The organism is Pseudomonas sp. PA-1-6B, assembly GCF_021609545.1.
Lineage (GTDB): Bacteria > Pseudomonadota > Gammaproteobacteria > Pseudomonadales > Pseudomonadaceae > Aquipseudomonas > Aquipseudomonas fluorescens_BV.
On the sequence record NZ_WJZM01000017.1, the window covers coordinates 1 to 18,424 of the forward strand.

The window sequence follows — 18,424 nt, forward strand, 5'->3', positions numbered from 1 at the left end:
AACGGGGCGCCTAAGATCAAAAGCAGATCAAGATCAAAAGCGACTCGCTTCGCATCGTGGTTACCGTCGACCGTTACAGCGTTGTGTAGATACTTATGGCTATCGCAGGCAAGCCAGCTCCCACATTGGAACTCCAGTGTTCTTGAGGCAGTAGCTGGATCAGAACCCGCGATGTTTCTTCAGGTGCTCATTGATCTTCGCGGCAGGCACTTTCTGCAAGGTGCACAACAGGTCATGGGACAGTTCACGCAGGCCGTGGGTCTGACGCAGTTCCTGGGCCAGGTGCGCGGTGAGGTTGGCGGCCATTTCCGCATCCGCCAGCGCCCGGTGAGCCTGGCCGGTGTGGGGCAGTTTGGCGTAGGTGTTGAGGGTGCCGAGCTTGTGGTTGGGCGCCGCCGGCATCAGGCGGCGGGCCAGCAGCAGGGAGCAGGCGAATTTCTGCAGGCGGGTGCGGCGGATCAGGCCCAGCTCAAAGTCCCAGAACTTCTGGTCGAACGCGGCGTTGTGTGCCATCAAGGGCGTGGTGCCGACGAACTCATTGACTTCGTTCATCACCCGTTCAGCCGGTGGCGCGCTGCGCAGCATGGCGTTGCTGATGCCGGTGAGCTGTTCGATAAAGGCCGGTACGCGCACACCGGCGTTCATCAGGCTCTGGTAGCGGTCCACGATCTGCCCACGCTCGAGGATGACCACGCCAATCTCCGTGGCCCGGCAGTGGCTGCTGGGGGTGATGCCAGTGGTTTCAAAGTCGATGACCGCTATACGTTCCAAACCTGTTCCAACTCCGTTCTACGATCTATTTAAGCAACAACGCGCCTTCGATCGGCACGTAGTGGCTGGCGGCGCGTATCAATGAGTTGGCCGTCAGCCCCGGCACGCCGTAGGCCACGGCCCGCACGCCATGCTTGTGGATGATGCGTTCGAGCAACATGTCGAAATCACCGTCACCAGAGGCCAATACGACTTCGTCGACATGGTCGGCGGCGTCCATGATGTCCAGCGTGATGCCCACGTCCCAGTCGCCCTTGGCCGAGCCGTCGCTGCGCTGGATATACGGTTTGAGTTTTACCGTAAAGCCCAGGTTGCGCAGGATCTGCTGGAACTGCTGCTGCTTGCTGTCGCCACGGTCGATGGCATAGGCGTACGCCTCGACAATCTGCCCGCGCGCGCTGATGTCAGCCCACAGGGCGGCGTAGTTGAAGTGGCAACCATAGGCCTGGCGCACGGTGTAGTAGAGGTTTTGCACATCGGCGAACACTGCAATTTTTTTCACCGCACTTCCTCATGGACAGCCAGGCGCCAGCGCCCGGAAAGGGCGCCAGTATGCCAGCCAAGGGAGCGTTTCCGGGAAAAAATCAGACCGGAGCGCCGCAGCGCCCCGGGCCTGGTGTGTCAGACGAAGGAATCGTCGTCGCCAAAGGAAGAGGAATCGTCGGAATAATCGCTGTCGGCGAAGCTATCGGCGTTATTGCTGCCCCAGCTGTCATTGCCGGCAAACTTCTGGTCATCGTTGCCCCAGTTACCTGAATCACTGGCCGGTGCCGGTTGTTCGATGATCTCTTCCACCACCTGCGGTTGCTGGTTGTGATGGAACAGGCTGCTGATCCCTTCGGCCAGCAACACCCCACCGGCCACGCCGGCGGCGGTCTTCATGGCACCACCGAGGAAGCCACTGCCGGCTGGCGCGGCTGCCGGTGCTTGCGCCGGCTGATAGTTCTGCTGGGGCGCTGGCTGGTTGAACGATGGCCGCGCCGGTTCACGCCAGCCGCCATCGGAGTTGCTCGGCGCAGGCTGTGGGTCACGGGAGCCGCCGCCAAAGATGCTCGACAGGAACCCACCACCGCTGGCCGGCGCAGGTTGCGTGGCCTTGGCCCGTTGCAGCTCGTCCTGCAATTGCTGGATCTGCTGGGCCTGTTGCTTGTTCTGCGCGTCAAGACTCTGCAGCGCATGTTCCTGTACCAGAATCGACTGGGTCATGTAGTAGCCGACCGCGGGTTGGCGAGCCATATGCTCCTTGATCCGCGCTTCGGCCTGGGCGTCGCGGGGGGCTGAGTCCGTTTCGGCTTGCTGCAACCGTGAAAACAGTCCATCGATCAGGGTTTGCTCTTCGCTGTTCATGGCGACCTCGTTAGATTGCCGATAAAAATTCCGGTCCCGCCTGTGATCAGGCTGGGGGCTTTCCAGTTATGGGGATGTTACGAGTTGTTTCAATGGTCTTTACTCAAGGTTTACGTTTGCGCCCCTTGGACCCTGATCGGTTAAAGTGTCGCCCTCTGCTTCCAGGCCTGTGATGACCCTGATGAATCCGTTAGACGTTTTGCGCGACTCCTTCCGCTTTACCCAGCGCAACCTGGGCGCCATCGTCCAGCTGTGCCTGCCATTGGTGATCCTCGAAGCCTTGCTGCAACAGGTGCTGGACCACACGCTGGGCCCGGATGCGTTTCCCGGCTACAGCGTGGTCGTAGGTTTGTTGGTGTACCCGCTGTACACCGGTGCCCTGATCCTGTTTCTCGATGCCCGCACCCGAGGCGAGTCGCCGCGCACCAAGGACGTGTGGGCCATGGCCTTGAGCCTGTGGCCGCGTTTTGCCCTGCTGACAGCCATGAGCACCTTGCTGATTCTGTTGGGGCTGTCGCTGTATTTCCTGCCGGGCTTGTGGCTGATGGTGGTGCTGGCGTTTGCCGAATACCTGCTGGTGCTGCGCGGCATGCCGGCGTTGGCGGCGATGAAGGAAAGCTTTCGCCTGACCCGCGGGCATTTCTGGCGCATCCTGGTGTGCCTGCTGTGCGTGATGACGCCGTTGTGGCTGCTCAAGGGCGCCAGCGTGGCGGCGTATCCGGAGCCCGCGCCGTTGCTGGGGCTGTTGATGGACAGCGCCCACAGCTTCCTGCAACTGTTCACCAGCGTGGTGCTGTTTCGTTTATTCATGCTGATCGGTGGCGACGCCGACGTGCGGTGATATGCTCCGTGGCTCTTCTGACACGCATATAAGCCGAGCCGATGACCCGTTTATTGCGCATAACCCTGTTGAGCCTGTTGATCATCGCCGGCCTGCTGGCCGCGCTGATCTACAGCCTGACCTGGCGCCCTGCCGACAAAGAGACCCTGCCCGTCAGCTGCGTGGCACCCCGCGCCCCGACACTGTTACCGGGGCAAGCGCTCAAGGTCATGACCTGGAATGTGCAATACCTGGCCGGCAAGAACTACGTGTTCTGGTACGACACCCCGGACGGCAGCGGCCCGGACGATCGCCCCACCGTCGAAGACATGGCCTTTAGCCTCGACGAAGTGGCGCGGGTGATTCGCGACGAACAGCCCGACATCCTGCTGTTGCAGGAAGTCGACGAAGGCGCCAAACCGTCCCACTATCAGGACCAGCTTGCGCTGTTGCAGGAGCGTCTGGTCGACCTCTACCCGTGCAGCGCCCACGCCTTCGACTGGAAAGCCGACTTTGTGCCCAGCCTGCACATCTTCGGTAGCGTGGGGCGCAAGCTCGCTACGCTCAGCCGCTACCAGATCGAACACGCCGAACGCCTGCAACTGCCAACCGCCGAGGCCAACTTCGTCAGCCGTCAGTTCCAACCCAAGCCGGCCCTGCTGCTGACGTATCTGCCGTTGAGCGACGGAGGCCAACTGGCGGTGCTCAACACCCGCCTGGACGGCGGTGCACCTGGGCGCAGTGCCGTGCGGGAGCAAGTCACGAGTACGGTAAGACTGCTGGATAAACTCGAAGGTCGCGGCACACCCTGGTTGATTGGCGGGGATTTCAACCTGCTGCCACTGGGCCAGTTCCTGCGCCTGGACGCAGAAAAGCGTGGCCAGTATTCGCCGGACAGTGAGTTGCATCTGCTGTGGGACAAATACCCGATGATCCCCAGCAACAGCCAATCCAGTGGCATCGACCGTGAGAAATGGCTGACGCACTTTCCCAACGACCCAGGCCTTGATGGCCCGGATCGCACTCTGGATTACCTGTTCTACAGCTCGCGGATCAAACGCGTGGAAGCCAAGGTGCGGCAGGAAGATACGTTGCGTATTTCCAACCACCTGCCGGTGATCGCCCGCTTCCTGCTGCCTGCCGCGCAATAACCCCTAGGGTTTCAGGAGCGGCTTAAGCCACTCAAGGCTGGCAACCGTGGTGCCGGATGGGCGGTATTCACAGCCGATCCATCCTCGGTAGCCACGCTGCTCCAGCGCCGCGAACAAGGCAGCAAAGTCCATGGTCCCGGTGCCCGGCTCATGACGCCCCGGGTTGTCGGCGATTTGTACATGGACGGTCCTGTCGTAAAACTGCGCCAGCACCCCGGCTGGGTCGCCGGTCAACAGCTGGGCATGGTAAAGGTCCAGAATCAGCCCGACACTCGTAAAGGTTTCCAGCACCTGCTGGGCCTTGCTGAAGTCAGACAGGTAATAGCCAGGCATCGCCTGCGGGCTGATGACTTCAATCAACGTTCGCAACCCCTGATCTTCAAGGTACTTGACCGCGTATTCCAGGTTATTGGTGTAGGCAAGCGCGCTCTCATCCTGAGGCGTGGTCACGCCCGACATGATGTGCACGTCCGAGCAGTTCAGCGCCTTCGCATAGCGGGCCGCCTCGCGCAGCCCCTCGCGAAATTCCTGTTCCTTGCCCTGCAAGGCAGCGATGCCTTTGGTCACGCCCGCCGGCGCCGCGAACTGAATCAACGGCAGGTTGTATTGGGCCAGATGGTCCGCGAGCAGGCTGGCATCGAATTCATAGGGTGACGGGAACTCCACTGCCCTGAAACCGGCAGCGGCGGCGGCTTCGATGCGTTGCAGAAAAGGCAACTCGTTGAATTGGAAACCGAGGTGAGCATTGAACTTGAGCATTGGGTACATATCCATCCTGGGAAAAAACGAAATCATCAGCCTTGGGTGTCGTTGGCGGCCGAATCCCTGATTCCAAGCCTTCAGGTAATGAGCCCAGCCTGCGTAAAGACTGGGAATGACTTGAACACTCAGGGCTTTCTGGGCTTGATCCTGGCCGTCGCTTCGGCCACCAACGGGTCATCCGGCCAATAATGCTTGGGGTATCGCCCCTTGAGATCCTTCTTCACCTCGGCATAGGTACTGCGCCAGAAGTTCGCCAGGTCCTGCGTGACCTGCACCGGCCGGCGCGCCGGGGACAGCAGGTGCAACTTCACAGCCAGGCGCCCGCCGGCAATGCGCGGGGTGTCTGCCAGCCCGAACAATTCCTGCAAGCGCACCGCCAGGATCGGCGGCTGCTCGCTGTAGTCCAGGCGTACCGATGACCCCGACGGCACTTTCACATGCTGCGGCGCCAGCTCTTCCAGGCGTTGGGGCAAAGGCCAGGGCAGCAGGTTGTGCAGGTAGCTGGAAATATCCAGGTTGGCGAAATGGCTGAGGCGCGAGACCTTGCCCAGGTAAGGCATCAGCCAGTGTTCGAGGCTGGCGAGCAGGGCTTTGTCGCTGAGGTCGGGCCACTCGCTGGTGTTGCCGGCATCCAGTTGGCGCAGCAGCATCACACGGGCTTGCCACTGACGCAGTTCCGGGGTCCAGGGCAGCAGTTCCAGGCCTTTGCGGCGCACCAGGTTGACCAGCGCCTGGCTGCGGGCGGATTCGTCGAGGCCGGTCAGGGGTTCGCGGCTGAGCACCAGCTCACCGACTTTGCGTTGGCGCTCGGCACGCAAGACGCCTTCGCGCTCGTCCCAGTCGAGTTGGTCGACGTTGCGCACTTGCTCGGCCAGCACCGTGTCGAACAGTGCCGGATCAAAATCCGCCGCCAGGTAGATGCGTTCTTCGCGCTGGCCCTGGCGGCTGCCCAGGTCGGCGATTACCAGCCAGGGTTGTTTCATCAGGCTGTCGGCTTCGGCAAACAGCGCTGCGCGGCCATTGGCCAGGCGGTATTCAGCGCCACCGGGGCGACGTTGCTGGGCGACGCGGTCCGGGTAGGCCAGTGCCAGCAAGGCGCCGAGCCAGCGCGGGTGGTCGGGGTTGTCCACCGGCTGGGTCGCCTTGCCGCGAAGGTAGCCACGGTATTGCCGGGCCAGTTGCTTGGCGCGCTGCACGCCACCCTGGGTACCTCGCGCACGCTCCTCGCCGGACATCAGCGCCAGGCGGCTGTGCAAGTCGGCACCGCCGCCGCGCAGGATATCGCGCTCGCCCAACAGCGCCGCCACGTCACAGGCGGTGGCGGCGAGCCCCAGGTCTTGGCCACGCAATAACAGGTGGGCAATACGCGGGTGCGCCGGCAACTCGGCCATTTTCTGACCATGGGTGGTGAGGGTTTCATCGTTCAATGCACCGAGGCGTTGCAACAGATCCTGGGCCTGGGCATACGCGGCTGTGGGTGGCGCATCCAGCCACACCAACTGGCTGGGGGTCACGCCCCAACGGGCCAGTTGCAAGGCCAGCCCCGCCAGGTCGGCGGCGAGGATTTCCGCGCTGCCATAAGCGGCCAGACCGTCGTGCTGGTCTTCGGACCACAATCGGTAACACACCCCCGGCTCCAACCGACCTGCCCGACCGGCGCGCTGGGTGGCGCTGGCGCGGGAGATGCGCTGGGTGTCGAGGCGGGTCATGCCGCTGCCGGGGTCGAAACGCGGCACCCGAGCCAACCCGGCGTCGATCACCACGCGTACGCCGTTGATGGTCAGGCTGGTCTCGGCGATGTTGGTAGCCAGCACCACTTTGCGCTTGCCGGCCGGCGCCGGGTCGATGGCGGCGCGCTGGGCATTGAGGTCCAACTCGCCATGCAGGGGGCATAACAGCACGTCAGGGCGATCACCCAGGGCCTCGGCCAGTTGCTGGTTGACCCGGCGAATCTCCGCCTGCCCCGGCAGAAATACCAGCACGCTGCCGGTTTCATCCTCCAGGGCTTCGAGGATGGTTTGCACCACGCGCGGCTCGATAAACTCCCCGGCCTGGTAAGGGCGCCCCCAGCGCATCTGCACCGGGAACATGCGCCCCTCACTGCGCAGGATCGGCGCGTCATCCAGCAGACCGGCCAGGCGCTCGCCTTCGAGGGTGGCGGACATCAGCAGGATCTTCAGCGGCTGCTCGTCGCGAAACAGCTCGCGGCCGTTAAGGCTCAGGGCCAGCGCCAGGTCGGCGTCGAGGCTGCGCTCGAGCATTTTGCCACTTGCACTGCCTTGTCAAACCTATGAAACTATAGATATCACAAGGCGTTAAGACGTTCAAGCTCATGGAAAAAAATCTGACAATCATCAAAGGAGCACTAGCTTTGGTGAACTATCCGTTCACCACTCTCCCTGAGGACGTGCTCGACCTGATGCACCGCTCGTACGCCCCGATAGCTCGTGAAGGGATGGGTCAGCTCACCAAGCTGTTCGATGCCTACTGCGACATCACGAAGACGACAGTGACCTACGTCGGAATGTCCTCGCCGGCCTTCGGGCGTACGGTCAGAGGCTTCCTAGGCGCATTGTCAGACGAGACCTTCGTAGAGATTTCTTCTGACCTCCGAAAATCCTATGCTCGGGAATTCGTGAGGCTCATTCACGAAATGGCCAAAGTCGTTCCGCTGCTCCCGACCTTCGAAGGCAAGGAGGGCTGGCCGAAGACCAATGCCAAATACTGGACTACCGCCAAAGATAAGCTCGACCCACAAGCGGTTAGGTTCTGGAACGGCTGGCCAGTTGAAAGCTTGAACGGCAAGACTAGCTATATTTCCTTTGCCAATCTGTGGATCTCGCATGGCCCTGAATTCACAGAAAAGGCATACAAAGCCCTGTCTCAATGGACGATCAAGATGCGTCGTCCCAGATGCAGTGAGTTCAGTTCTTTTCTGAACTTTGTCTCCGAGCGCGCGGAGGCATGGCCCGCTGAAGCATTCCAAGATCCTATCCAGATCAAACATCTATTTCTCAACTTTATGGTCTGGTATTTCAACGATCAACTTGCTCAGAACAACGACCTGGCAGCTTCCACAAAAAGTTATGCCGCGTTCATTAACGTAGTTAATTCAGCAATGCTGTCCGGGGGCACGTGGGCCAAACCATTTGTAGGCACCCTGCCAAAACCCCCAATCACTAATGTGGCGGGCGAGGATACCAACAACAAAAAAAACAGTAAGGGCGAAGTTTTTAAAGAAAAGCTAATCACCCAAATCCCTTACCAGCTTTCTGATACTCAAGCCATTGAACTTCTATTCAAAGAGATCAAGGCAGACAACGACGCCCTTTATAAATGGGCTAGCGCTAAGGCCTGGAAAGTCTCAAACAACCAGAAAGCTAGAAATCGCCTGGCCAAATCTGGAAGTTCAGAAAAAATCACCTACCCGACCCACTTTCAACCAGAGGAATTAAATCCTGACGATGTATGCGCCGCATTCAATCAACATGGCTTTGATTACGTCAGACGAGATTTCTCCAAACGTTTCGGAAAAAACATCAATCGGGAATTTCTGAACAGCTTCCTGCACGTTCCGACACCAGACGACCTGTACCCTTACAAACTACTGTTAGTGCATGGATACCCTTGCATTACTCAATCATTCATTGACAACTTAGAGCTCTACAACGAAAAGGGCGATCTTCATGGTTTTTTGAAGCTGGAAGGCTACTACCAGCTCACCGGCTACAAAGACCGCAAAGGCGGAAAGCACAGCGAGATCAAGATAAAGCTGAAACCCAGGGATGCCGTAAGGGTACGACAGGTGATCCGCGCTACGCAGCCCTTGAGAGACTACCTCCGAGAGCAAGGCGACGACGCTTGGCGTTATCTATTCATCGCATGCTCACGCGGACTGACGTACCCGACGAAAATGATGCCAACGAACTGGAGTGCTGGCACGCTTGCGACACGCTATCAGCATCTCGCTGACGAGTTTTCTCCCTTCCTTAATCTTTCAAAAGAAGACGTGGAGGAATTTATCTGCCGGATCTCGATCACCTCGTTGCGGGCGACCCGAGCAGTTCTGATTTACATCCAGAGCAACAGCATCACTGAGACGGCAAAGGCGCTAGGGCATACCGATGTGTCGCTGGATTTATTGAGTAGGTACCTTCCCCCACCGATCTTGGCGTTTTTCCAGACACGGTGGATCCGAGCCTTCCAGCGAGGGATCATCTGCATGGCGATGAAAGACAGCAAGTACCTGCTCAAGGTGTCGAATTTCCAGACTATGGATGAGCTGCATACCTTTTTGGATAACAACGCACTCAAGGATATCCCGCAAAGCATGCGCGACCCGGAGTCGATCAAAAATCCGAAGCCGGCAAGGTCATCCCCGGAAGACAAAGAAGCAGCCGACCGTGTCGTCATCTCGCTCGACGTCGGCATCCTGACTACCCTACTCTCGATCGAAGAAGCCGTTCGACTCTCCCCGCGCCCCGACGAGATCAGTGCCAAAGCCCTCTACTGGGCGAAATTGACCAACCTCTTGGTCAACGACATCACTGACGGGAACGAGTTCGACCTTCAGGACTACCTGGAGACTGCACGCGCCCAAATCGACTCTGCCCAGATGGAGAACCTGATTTATGCTACTGCCGCCTGAACTCGCCTTCCTGGAGCCTCTCCTCAGATCGCCGCGCGAGGAGTACAAGTCAGCAGCCTGGCTATTGAACGACTTCGATTGCCCGGTCTGGCAGTATTCGTTTGAGTACAAAAAAAGCCCCAAAGAGCTGGACTGGAACGTCACGATGTCTGACGGCAGCTCTCTGCTTGCTAAAAAGAACCAAGCCACCTTGGAAGGGTTTAAGTATTTCCTGACATCCAGTACTCGCAACGATAGCGACTCTGGCGAGTCCAATGATCTCAAAGGTCAGCAGTCAAGGCAGTTCTGGCGTGCATGTCACATCATTGACTTTTTGCTTCTCAACGACGCCAGATACAAAATTTCCAAATATGGCCTGGCCGGCCTAACTAGTGGCAACTTAATCGAGTTGCTGGATACCCTGTCAAAAGATACTTCCATCTCCGAGGCGGTCTACAACTGGACTCCGAAGCTCAGGGAATACTGCTACGGCCTTCTGAAAGAAACGAGCGAAAGAGAGATTCTGGCGACTCTCAAGGAGCGCCCTCAGCTTCTGATTCTGACTAATGAACAGAAAGACGAAGATGCACTAGGTATCCCCTTCGATCTGATCCCACCTATCCGCGCCTGCCTGTACATGAATGGTATGTACGGAAGCCCTCAGGTTGACTACGGCTATCAACCGAACACAATCGGGCTTTCTCAGATCCTTTATCCGCAATGCCTATGGGGCAAGAATCAATCTAAGACCGCTCATGGCATTTTAGGATTCAACGACGACGTCTCGATGTTCATGCGTGAATATCCTGGCGTGCCGGCGCATACCGCCGCTAACTCCCTGATGCGTGACCAAACATATTTCGCCTATAGGTCAAGCCTTTACAACCTTGGAACCCTCCACGAGATCGGACTTCCCGCGCCGAAGATTACCGCCTTGGTTGAGGCTGACGCGTATACACCGAAACTTGGCACAAAGGGAAGGTTTAGAACTGTGCCATCGGATACCGTATTCACATCGCTGCGACATGCGATCGAGTTTCATATTGAACATGGTACTGAGATCATCAGGGGCTTTTGCCGAGTTGCACTGGAGTGTCAAAAGCGCGGCATCGCTCCCTCCACCTTATCCGAAAGTGAAGTACAAAAAATTGTTGGCCCCTACTTGGTAAACCTAGGTGTCACTCAATTATCGTTGAGCTCTCGAATCATCGATACCAAGACCCTGCGTGAGTCGATCAAAGGAAATAAACAGGAGTACTTTGACAAGCTCCGAAATAATGTAGGCCTTTACGATCTTCTTGCTACGTACATGGGTGGAATCCAGCTGACCATAGGCGTACTAATGGCCAGACGCGTCAGTGAGCTTTACACACTCAAAGCCGACAAGTGCTTAAGCGCTTGTGGTGAATGGCTAAATTTTAGTAACGCCAAAAGCAGTAAGCACCTGTTCGGTTATCGTCGAACGGAAACACGACCTATCGAACCCATCGCCGGGGACATGATTAAGAATCTTGTGAAAATGCAGAAAATTCTTCTGCGCATCGGATACATCAAGTCCTACAAGACACTGTTTGCGCTACCCCATATGCGTGGCCAACGAGGCCTGGTTGATACTGGCAATACAGCCTACAACCGAAACCTTGATATTTTTTGCGACTACTTTGAGATGCCACTCAACGAGCGCGGCCAACGTTGGTACCTGCGACAACATCAGATGCGCCGCTTCTTCGCTATGTTGTTCTTTTACTGCGGAAGCTTCTCCAATATCGATACGCTGAGATGGATGCTAGGGCACACCGATATGAAGCACGTTTGGAATTACATCACCGAAAGCACGGACGGTGCAATTCTCGCTTCCGCCGCTGCACAACATGCAGCGGAAAACATTCATATTGGCAATACTGAAAATTTCAAAGAACTTGTAAAACTTATCAAAGACCATTACAAGACTGATAACTACACATTAATTCCAGCCTCCGAACTTGAAGATTACATCAGTGACCTGATGAAGGAAGGCATGATTGAGATTGAGCCTGACTTCTTCACGGATGCCGATGGCACCCACATGAAGATCGTCTCTCGCCTGAAATACCAGGAGGCAGCATGACTGACAAGAAACCCTCACGGGCTGAAAGTGTCAGATCGGGTGCGCTGGCCCTACAACGCCTGCTGAGCCAGATCATTACGACTCCTCACGCGTTCGTTAGCGATGAGGCGTTGATCGGTGCCCTGAAGACCCAGAGCGCCCTGGCAAGCCTTGATCGCACCGTAAAGACTGATGACGGCCATGAGCTCAAGACCGTCCCTACCAGCCTGAACACGCTCAAGAAGTACAGTGACGAAGCGCTCACTGGTGGGTTCGATACCATGAATAAGCTGCGTGTGAAGGCAATCGAAGCGATCGAGCGACATGAGCGGAAACAGACCAGGAGCAACAAGCGCACGAAAGAGGGATTGAAGCAGCGGGTCTCCGATCATGAGCACGAGCTCGACATGCTGCGTCAGACCAATTTCTTGCTTCTGCGAGCACTCCAGGAATCGATGGGGCAGATCAGAAGCATCAGTGCCCAGAGCGATCCATTAACGCGTGAAAAATGGGCATCAGATGCTATTTCAACCCTTTTGGCCATTACCAGCCTAGGCATTCCTCCGTTCAACCTTACTGATATTCCCGCACAACAAAAGCATACGACTTCGACGGTGACGGACATAAATGATTACAGGTAAGTACTCAGACCGTACCTCCGAGAAGCTCTATAAGCTTCTAGGCAAGCACGAAACATTCGGCAGCTTCTCCGTTGACCGGATATTGATGCGCGACGCCTCCAATATCGCATTCATGAGCTGGCCCAATGGCTCACCCTGCCTCATTGGCAACCTGTACATGCTCACGCTTTTTAACAGAAAGGGGCGCGGCAGCTCACGTGGTCTATCACGCGCCGGCGACGGCGGCGGAACAATGGGAGACTACGCAGCTAAGCTAAGCCAGCTATTGCGTTTTTGTTATCGTGATGGTCGCGACCCGATAATGTTGAACGACGGAAATTTTGCAGACTATGTTGAGGAGCTGCGGGTAGAGCCATCCCCAAAAAATCCATCCGTTAGGAAACGCACCGAGGACTCCATAACTGAAGTTGGCCGCGTCTGGCTTGACTTCCTGGGTTTCGTGGGCCGCCTCCATGGCTATGACGAATTCGTTTCACCTGAAGGCCGCATTCGTGCGGTGATGAAAACGTTCGAATTCATTGATGCGTCTGGTAACAAATCAAAGCGCTCCTACTTGGTTCATCACTCTTTCGGCCCGCCCTCGCGTCGAAAGTCAAGGAATCCAATTACCACGGAACAGATCATTCTCCTCAAGGAAACAAACAGAAAGTCTCAAGACTCTAACTTCGTCAAGGCCAGGCGCGCATTGTTGATCGACGTCCTCACGGACACGGGTGCCCGACGCTCAGAGATTGCCAATCTAACAATCGACGACGTCAAAAAAGCTAAAGCGATGGCTGAGCCAACCTTGACAATGACCACGTTGAAGCGAGGTGGTGATAAGGTCACTCGGCAAGTCCCTGTGACGCCCACACTACTTCAGCTCCTTGACACCTTCATTGAGAGAGCGCGCAGAAATCTCATGAAGAAATTCCATAACAAGGGAAAGGATCATCGCTTCCTATTCGTCTCAGAAACCACAGGCAGGCCTCTAACCAGCAAAACCCTGTACAACGAGATCTACGATCTTAAAGAATTGTCAGGCATACAATCGCAGATTTGCCCACACATGTTCCGCCATCGTTTTGTGACGGAATATTTTATTGATTTCATCCAGCAACATCAGATCAACAACCCTGACGACTTCCGCAAAAGCCTCTTGCTCAATACAAACATCTTCAAAGAAGAGGTTATTCAGTGGACAGGCCATCTCAATGCATCCTCTATTAACACCTATCTGCATCTTGCCTTGGCTGCGCTCAGCGATTATTCAGCTACCGTAACTTCCATCCACATAAAGCGGGCGATGGATGGCTACTTTATGCGTGAAAAGGAACTCCGCCAGCGCCTAAAAGAAGGGATGGACATCGACGAATATTCGGCTGAGCTCGACCTTCTTCAGTCCCTGCACCAAGAAGATCTTGCTGTAGCCGAATTAAGAGGCGGTATTCCGTCAACAGCGCGCACTTAGGCAGCAACGTTGTAGCTATAACGTAAGCTTTGGCAAATCACGCTCCGAACCGACACGCTTGGAGGCCGGACGCGCACGACAATATTGGCTTGCAACCTAATTTCTGACCTGTAAACCTGGCGCTTTACAAGTCAAAAAATAGGTTTACAAGCTTTACCAGATGTCTGCCGAATCGCAGTACCAAGCTAGTGATCCCGTTCCGCGAGGCTTTGCCTGCGAAGTACCGGAGGCTACCAATGGATTTTCAGGCCAGTAATGTTTGCGATACCTCCCCTTCAAGCCTTTCTTAACTTCAGCGTGGGTCGTGCTCCAGAAGCAGGCCAGATCCTGAGTGACCTATACAGGCCGCCGCGCCGGCGATAGCAAATGGAGCTTCAGCACTTGGCGACTATTTGCGATGCGAGGCGTACCTGATCATTGCTTTCTAGGCTTGGCTCTGGCCGTAGCTTCAGCAACCAATGGATCTTCGGGCCAGTAGTGTTTTGGATATCTACCCTTGAGATCCTTCTTCACCTCCGCATAGGTGCTGCGCCAGAAGTTCGCGAGATCTTGGGTGACTTGCACAGGCCTGCGGGCCGGCGACAGGAGGTGCAGAATCAGCGGCTGCTTACCTTGAGCTATGCGTGGGGTTTCTGCCAGGCCAAACAGCTCCTGCAGCCGCACAGCGAGAATGGGGGGATATTGCGAGTAATCAATACGGATGTTCGAGCCGGACGGCACCTGGATCGCCTGAGGCGCATAGGCGTCCAGCTCCTGTGGAAGTGGCCAAGGCAGGAGGTTTCTTACTATCGACGACAGATCCAGCTGGCTGAAATGGTTGATCTTGGTGACTTTGCCCAGGTACGGCGTGAGCCACTCTTCGAGCCTATCGAGGAGGTTGGCATCGCTGAGATCGGGCCACTTGCTCTCTGCCTGGCCACCCATAATATCCAGCTGACGCAACAGATCGACCCGCGCTTGCCACTGCCGCAGCTCAGGGTTCCAAGGTAGGAGTTCGATACCCTTGCGCCTCACGAGATTGACCAAAGCGAGTGAGCGCGCCTGCTCATCCAGATTTGGCAGAGGAGCGGTGGACAGTATCAGTTGCCCAACCTTCAACTGCCGCTCAGCCTTGAGCACCCCTTCCCTCTCGTCCCAGTCGACCTCATCGACAGACCTTACAAGATCAGCCAACTCGTTATCGAACAGGGTCGGATCGAGGTCACCCGCCAAATAGATTCGCTCCTCACGCTGGCCTTGCCGGCTACCCAGGTCGGCCACCACCAGCCACTCGTGCTTGGTGAGAGCATCAGGTTCTGAGAAGACTGCAGCCCGCCCGTTGGAGAGGCGATACTCAGATGTACTTACACGCCTCTGGAGGCCGATCCGATCGGGGTATGCGAACGCCAGCAGGCACCCCACCCATTTCGGGTGATCGAGCTCGCTAACGGGGCTGGAGGCCTTTCCTCTCAGCAGGGATCGGTACTGCCGAGCAGACTGCTTCACCCGCTGGAAAGAGCCTCCGCTTCGACGTGTATGTTGCTCGCCTGACAAGGCACTCAGCCTGGTGTGAAGGTCGGCACCTGCTCCACGTAGGGTGTCCTTCTCGCCCAGCAGCGCCGCGATGTTACACCCCAGGGAATCCAGACCCATCGCATTGCATTTGATGAGCATGTGAGCGATCCGTGGGTGCGCAGGGAGCTCACTCATAGCCGATCCGTGTGATGTGAGTTGACCAGAATAATCGAGTGCACCCAGGCGCTTCAGAAGGTCTGTGGCTTGGGCGAAGGGAGCTACTGGAGGTTGGTCGAGCCAGACCATTTCTTCTGGCTTCATTCCCCACCGGGCCAACTGGAGAGCCAGGGCCGCAAGATCTGCCTGCAAGATCTCTGGGGTGCTGTAGCTGGCCATTTGCTCATGCTGCGACTCAGACCACAGCCGATAACAAACGCCTGGCTCTAATCGCCCTGCCCGTCCCGCACGCTGCGTAGCGCTGGCCTTCGAAATACGCTGCGTGTCGAGTCGGGTCATACCACCGCGAGGATCGAACTTCGGCACTCGCTCAAGGCCACTGTCCACCACCACCCTGACGCCTTCGATGGTCAAGCTGGTCTCAGCGATGTTCGTGGCCAATACTATCTTTCGGGAGCCGCTGGGTGCAGGGTTAATGGCAGCACGCTGAGCGTTGAGATCAAGGTCACCGTATAACGGGCATATCATCACATTAGGGCGGCTGCACAGTTGCTCCTTAAGAGACTCAGCAACCCACCGAATCTCTGCCTGACCAGGAAGGAAAACTAAGATACTTCCTGGCTGCTCGTTGATGGCTGCAAGACAGGTGTCTGTTACCCGCGCACCTATACGCTCGCCTGGCTGATATTGGCTGCCCCAAACAGTAGAGACCGGATACATCCGCCCTTCGCTGGTGACTACAGGCGCGTTATTCAGCACCTTCGAAAGACGAGCGCCGTCCAGTGTTGCAGACATCAGGAGCAGCTTCAGCGGGTACTCATCACGCAGCAGTTCGCGGCCACTCAGGCAAAGAGCCAGCGCAAGGTCAGAGTCAAGGTTTCGAAGGTGGTACTCATCGAAGATGACCACACCCACACCATCCAACGCAGGATCATCTTGAAGCCGGCGAGTAAGGATACCTTCGGTGACCACCTCGATCTGAGTTCTCGGGCCTACCTTGCTTTCAAGGCGAATGCGGTAGCCAACGGTTTCACCAACCTTCTCACCCAGCTCACTCGCCAAACGCTCAGCAGCCGCCCGAGCAGCCAGTCGCCGAGGTTCGAGCATCAGGATCTTCTGATCACCAAGCCAAGGCTCATTCAGCAGCGCTAGGGGTACCCGAGTGGTCTTACCCGCACCAGGTGGCGCTTCAAGGATCGCTTCGTTTCGGTTGGCCAAGGCCTTTCGTAAGTCTGGCAATACGAGGTCAATAGGTAGAGAAATCATCGTGGCTCCCAAATCAGGGAAGCATTATATGACGGGCTCCGTAGATAGGTGATTCAGCGCGGTGGGCTTACCCTTACCCACCAGGCCCGCCATCTCTGCCAAGCTCTCCTTCAAGACCCTCTCATTGACTCCTGAAAAAGCCGCTAGCGTGGTGTTTCACAAGTAGGACAGAACATGAGCATTGCGAATAGGCGGGCCTTTAGGTTAGGCGCGGCGGCTAGGCAGTAACAAAATCTTGATGCTGTTGCCGCTGACCGAAAACTGACCCGTTCAAGCCGCTCAGGCAGACACGATGGAAGCGAGCTCGAAGTATCTATACCGCTTCTTTTTTGCGGCGTTTCGCGCCTCTTGCTCAGCCATGATGCGGCTCAGCGTGTCGGCATCATAAGTGAATATCTCCTCCTCCCCTTCGAAGACCCTAGTCACTTTGAGCGTCACCCGCAGTCGAGGCGATGACGACTTTCGAGGAGGTGATTTGACGGGTGCCTGAGCAGGGTTCACTGCGGGTGCTTCACTCACGGTCTCAGGAGTAGAGCGGGAGCTGCCAAAGAGCGCCTGGCGCATTTCCTCTTCACTCAGATTCATGGTCATCTTGGGGCTCACGGTGCATGAAGGACGCCGCACTATGAGACAGGGGCCGTGTAGTATGGGACGTCGAATGGGGTTTGACACATTATACCTGACAGCCCAACGTATACCTCTGCTGGCGAATGTGCCGGTGCACCAACCACCAAGTGTTTCGCAACATGACTTTGGCTTATCCTTCAATTTAGCGGTACTGACTCAACGAAGGGATCTTGATGAGCCAAAGAAAAGAAGTCCTGGAAGAGCTGCGAGCGGTGATCGGCGAGCAGTCAAAGCTGGTGACCATGATACTGTTCACAATATCCGAGGGGCCAGTTCTGCGCCAAGGCCAATGGCTGTCCTGCGGCTTGGAAACTGACCAGGCTCGCGCCACTGCTGCGGTTGCCATGGGTGCCGGCCAATCCCTTGGCACCGTCGTGAGGAACTCGACGGAGCGAGGACTTGCAGTGCGCGACCTCTATCCGATCGCCAGGTGCGTGGTTGAGGGATTTATCAATGCCGCCTTCTTCACTACCCAACCTGTTGATGTATCACAGCGCGCTTTGGCGCACCGTCATTACGCTGCGTGGAAACATTCGAATCGCGTGGTCGGCACAGGGGATTTCATGATGACCCTCGGCGATGACCCGAGCCCCAAAGCGACAGCCGCCAAACTCTTCCCCGCTTTCGCCGGACGCGGACAGGACACCTGGTGTCCACTGGACGCTCCGTCCAAGATCAACCGGATAGGCCAAGTCGTTCAGGCGTCCGGAGGTGCATTCCTGGGCGCCTATGGCGGGATCTACGCGGTCTCCTCTGAAATCATTCATGGATCCGTCTACGGTATGAGCTACTTCATGAGCGCCTACACGGGCCAAGGCCAGACAACGGAGGCATTCCGGCAAGGAACCGAAGGGCAAATGGTGGACATTCTTTCAGCCGTTGGTCATGCAGCAAGCGGTTTCATTTCTGCCTACGCAAATGTTCATCGATTTGGCCCATTGGTGCTGGAGGAGCACGAGCTATTCAAAAGGCTGTTCAAGGCATCAACTGGTGACACCTGGATCGGTGGAGATCCACCTCCCCCTTGAGAGGCGCCCACTCGCTCCGCCATTACTTGAACTGCTCGCCGCGCTTGCTGAAACAGTGTTGACCATTGGTTAATCCCCCCATCTAAAGCCCCAAGTCGCCTCCAAACGCTAAGTCACGCATCGCGCCACTGGCGTAGCCGCCGCGAACCAAGGCCATCTGCAAACACCGCTGGATGT

Annotated in this window: 13 protein-coding genes and 2 pseudogenes; 7 read left to right on the forward strand and 8 right to left on the reverse strand. The window is 56.8% G+C overall.

Annotated elements, in window-relative coordinates; all coding sequences use genetic code 11:
- Positions 1–159 precede the first annotated feature (159 nt).
- The 3 genes from GIV35_RS10650 to GIV35_RS10660 form a co-directional block, all read right to left on the reverse strand.
- Complete coding sequence (locus tag GIV35_RS10650) at positions 160–771, reverse strand: 3'-5' exonuclease (RefSeq protein WP_032895195.1); 612 nt, start codon at positions 769–771, stop codon at positions 160–162.
- A gap of 25 nt (positions 772–796) precedes the next feature.
- Positions 797–1,273 carry a LabA-like NYN domain-containing protein gene (locus GIV35_RS10655; RefSeq protein WP_003194396.1) on the reverse strand — a complete coding sequence of 159 codons (477 nt, stop codon included), beginning with the start codon at positions 1,271–1,273 and terminating at the stop codon, positions 797–799.
- A 119-nt stretch (positions 1,274–1,392) separates the two neighbouring features.
- A complete protein-coding gene (locus GIV35_RS10660) occupies positions 1,393–2,118 on the reverse strand; it encodes a DUF2076 domain-containing protein (protein ID WP_236264445.1) in 726 nt (241 codons plus the stop codon).
- A gap of 181 nt (positions 2,119–2,299) precedes the next feature.
- Here GIV35_RS10660 and GIV35_RS10665 point away from each other — a divergent pair, with 181 nt between their 5' ends.
- On the forward strand, positions 2,300–2,959 hold the full coding sequence (locus GIV35_RS10665; RefSeq protein ID WP_032904195.1) for a YciC family protein: 660 nt from the start codon (positions 2,300–2,302) through the stop codon (positions 2,957–2,959).
- Positions 2,960–3,000: 41 nt separating this feature from the next.
- The gene (locus GIV35_RS10670) at positions 3,001–4,089 is read left to right on the forward strand and encodes an endonuclease/exonuclease/phosphatase family protein (RefSeq protein ID WP_236264446.1); all 1,089 of its coding nucleotides are present in this window, start codon (positions 3,001–3,003) and stop codon (positions 4,087–4,089) included.
- A 3-nt stretch (positions 4,090–4,092) separates the two neighbouring features.
- Here GIV35_RS10670 and GIV35_RS10675 read toward each other — a convergent pair whose 3' ends face one another.
- Both GIV35_RS10675 and hrpB (GIV35_RS10680) read right to left on the reverse strand, forming a co-directional pair.
- Positions 4,093–4,848: a hydroxypyruvate isomerase family protein gene (locus GIV35_RS10675; protein ID WP_202692491.1), complete on the reverse strand. Its 756-nt coding sequence runs from the start codon at positions 4,846–4,848 to the stop codon at positions 4,093–4,095.
- A gap of 128 nt (positions 4,849–4,976) precedes the next feature.
- Positions 4,977–7,106 (reverse strand): annotated as a pseudogene (hrpB, locus tag GIV35_RS10680) (ATP-dependent helicase HrpB); the annotation flags it as partial.
- Between the two features lie 77 nt (positions 7,107–7,183).
- On the opposite strand from hrpB (GIV35_RS10680), the gene GIV35_RS10685 reads away from it, so the two are divergent.
- Genes GIV35_RS10685 through GIV35_RS10700 form a run of 4 tightly spaced genes read left to right on the forward strand, consistent with a single transcriptional unit; the run spans position 7,184 to position 13,655 of the window.
- Positions 7,184–9,499: a hypothetical protein gene (locus GIV35_RS10685; RefSeq protein ID WP_236264447.1), complete on the forward strand. Its 2,316-nt coding sequence runs from the start codon at positions 7,184–7,186 to the stop codon at positions 9,497–9,499.
- A complete protein-coding gene (locus GIV35_RS10690; protein WP_236264448.1) occupies positions 9,483–11,585 on the forward strand; it encodes an integrase in 2,103 nt (700 codons plus the stop codon). Before GIV35_RS10685 ends, GIV35_RS10690 begins: the two co-directional genes overlap by 17 nt.
- Positions 11,582–12,205, forward strand: a complete 624-nt coding sequence (locus GIV35_RS10695) for a hypothetical protein (RefSeq protein WP_236264449.1) — start codon at positions 11,582–11,584, stop codon at positions 12,203–12,205. The genes GIV35_RS10690 and GIV35_RS10695 overlap by 4 nt, the downstream gene beginning before the upstream one ends.
- Positions 12,192–13,655, forward strand: coding sequence for a tyrosine-type recombinase/integrase (locus GIV35_RS10700; protein ID WP_236264450.1), 1,464 nt, complete (start codon positions 12,192–12,194; stop codon positions 13,653–13,655). The genes GIV35_RS10695 and GIV35_RS10700 overlap by 14 nt, the downstream gene beginning before the upstream one ends.
- A 153-nt stretch (positions 13,656–13,808) precedes the next feature.
- Here GIV35_RS10700 and GIV35_RS27470 read toward each other — a convergent pair.
- From GIV35_RS27470 to GIV35_RS10710, 3 genes and pseudogenes are all read right to left on the reverse strand, one after another.
- Positions 13,809–14,063: pseudogene (locus tag GIV35_RS27470) on the reverse strand (ATP-dependent helicase C-terminal domain-containing protein); the annotation flags it as partial.
- A 6-nt stretch (positions 14,064–14,069) separates the two neighbouring features.
- Positions 14,070–16,592 carry an ATP-dependent helicase HrpB gene (gene hrpB, locus GIV35_RS10705; RefSeq protein ID WP_236304296.1) on the reverse strand — a complete coding sequence of 841 codons (2,523 nt, stop codon included), beginning with the start codon at positions 16,590–16,592 and terminating at the stop codon, positions 14,070–14,072.
- Between the two features lie 279 nt (positions 16,593–16,871).
- Positions 16,872–17,183 (reverse strand): hypothetical protein, encoded by a 312-nt coding sequence (locus tag GIV35_RS10710; protein ID WP_236264761.1) that lies wholly within the window; start codon positions 17,181–17,183, stop codon positions 16,872–16,874.
- A 209-nt stretch (positions 17,184–17,392) separates the two neighbouring features.
- Between GIV35_RS10710 and GIV35_RS10715 the strand changes: the two genes are divergently transcribed.
- Positions 17,393–18,247, forward strand: a complete 855-nt coding sequence (locus GIV35_RS10715) for a hypothetical protein (RefSeq protein WP_236264762.1) — start codon at positions 17,393–17,395, stop codon at positions 18,245–18,247.
- Positions 18,248–18,424: the final 177 nt, after the last annotated feature.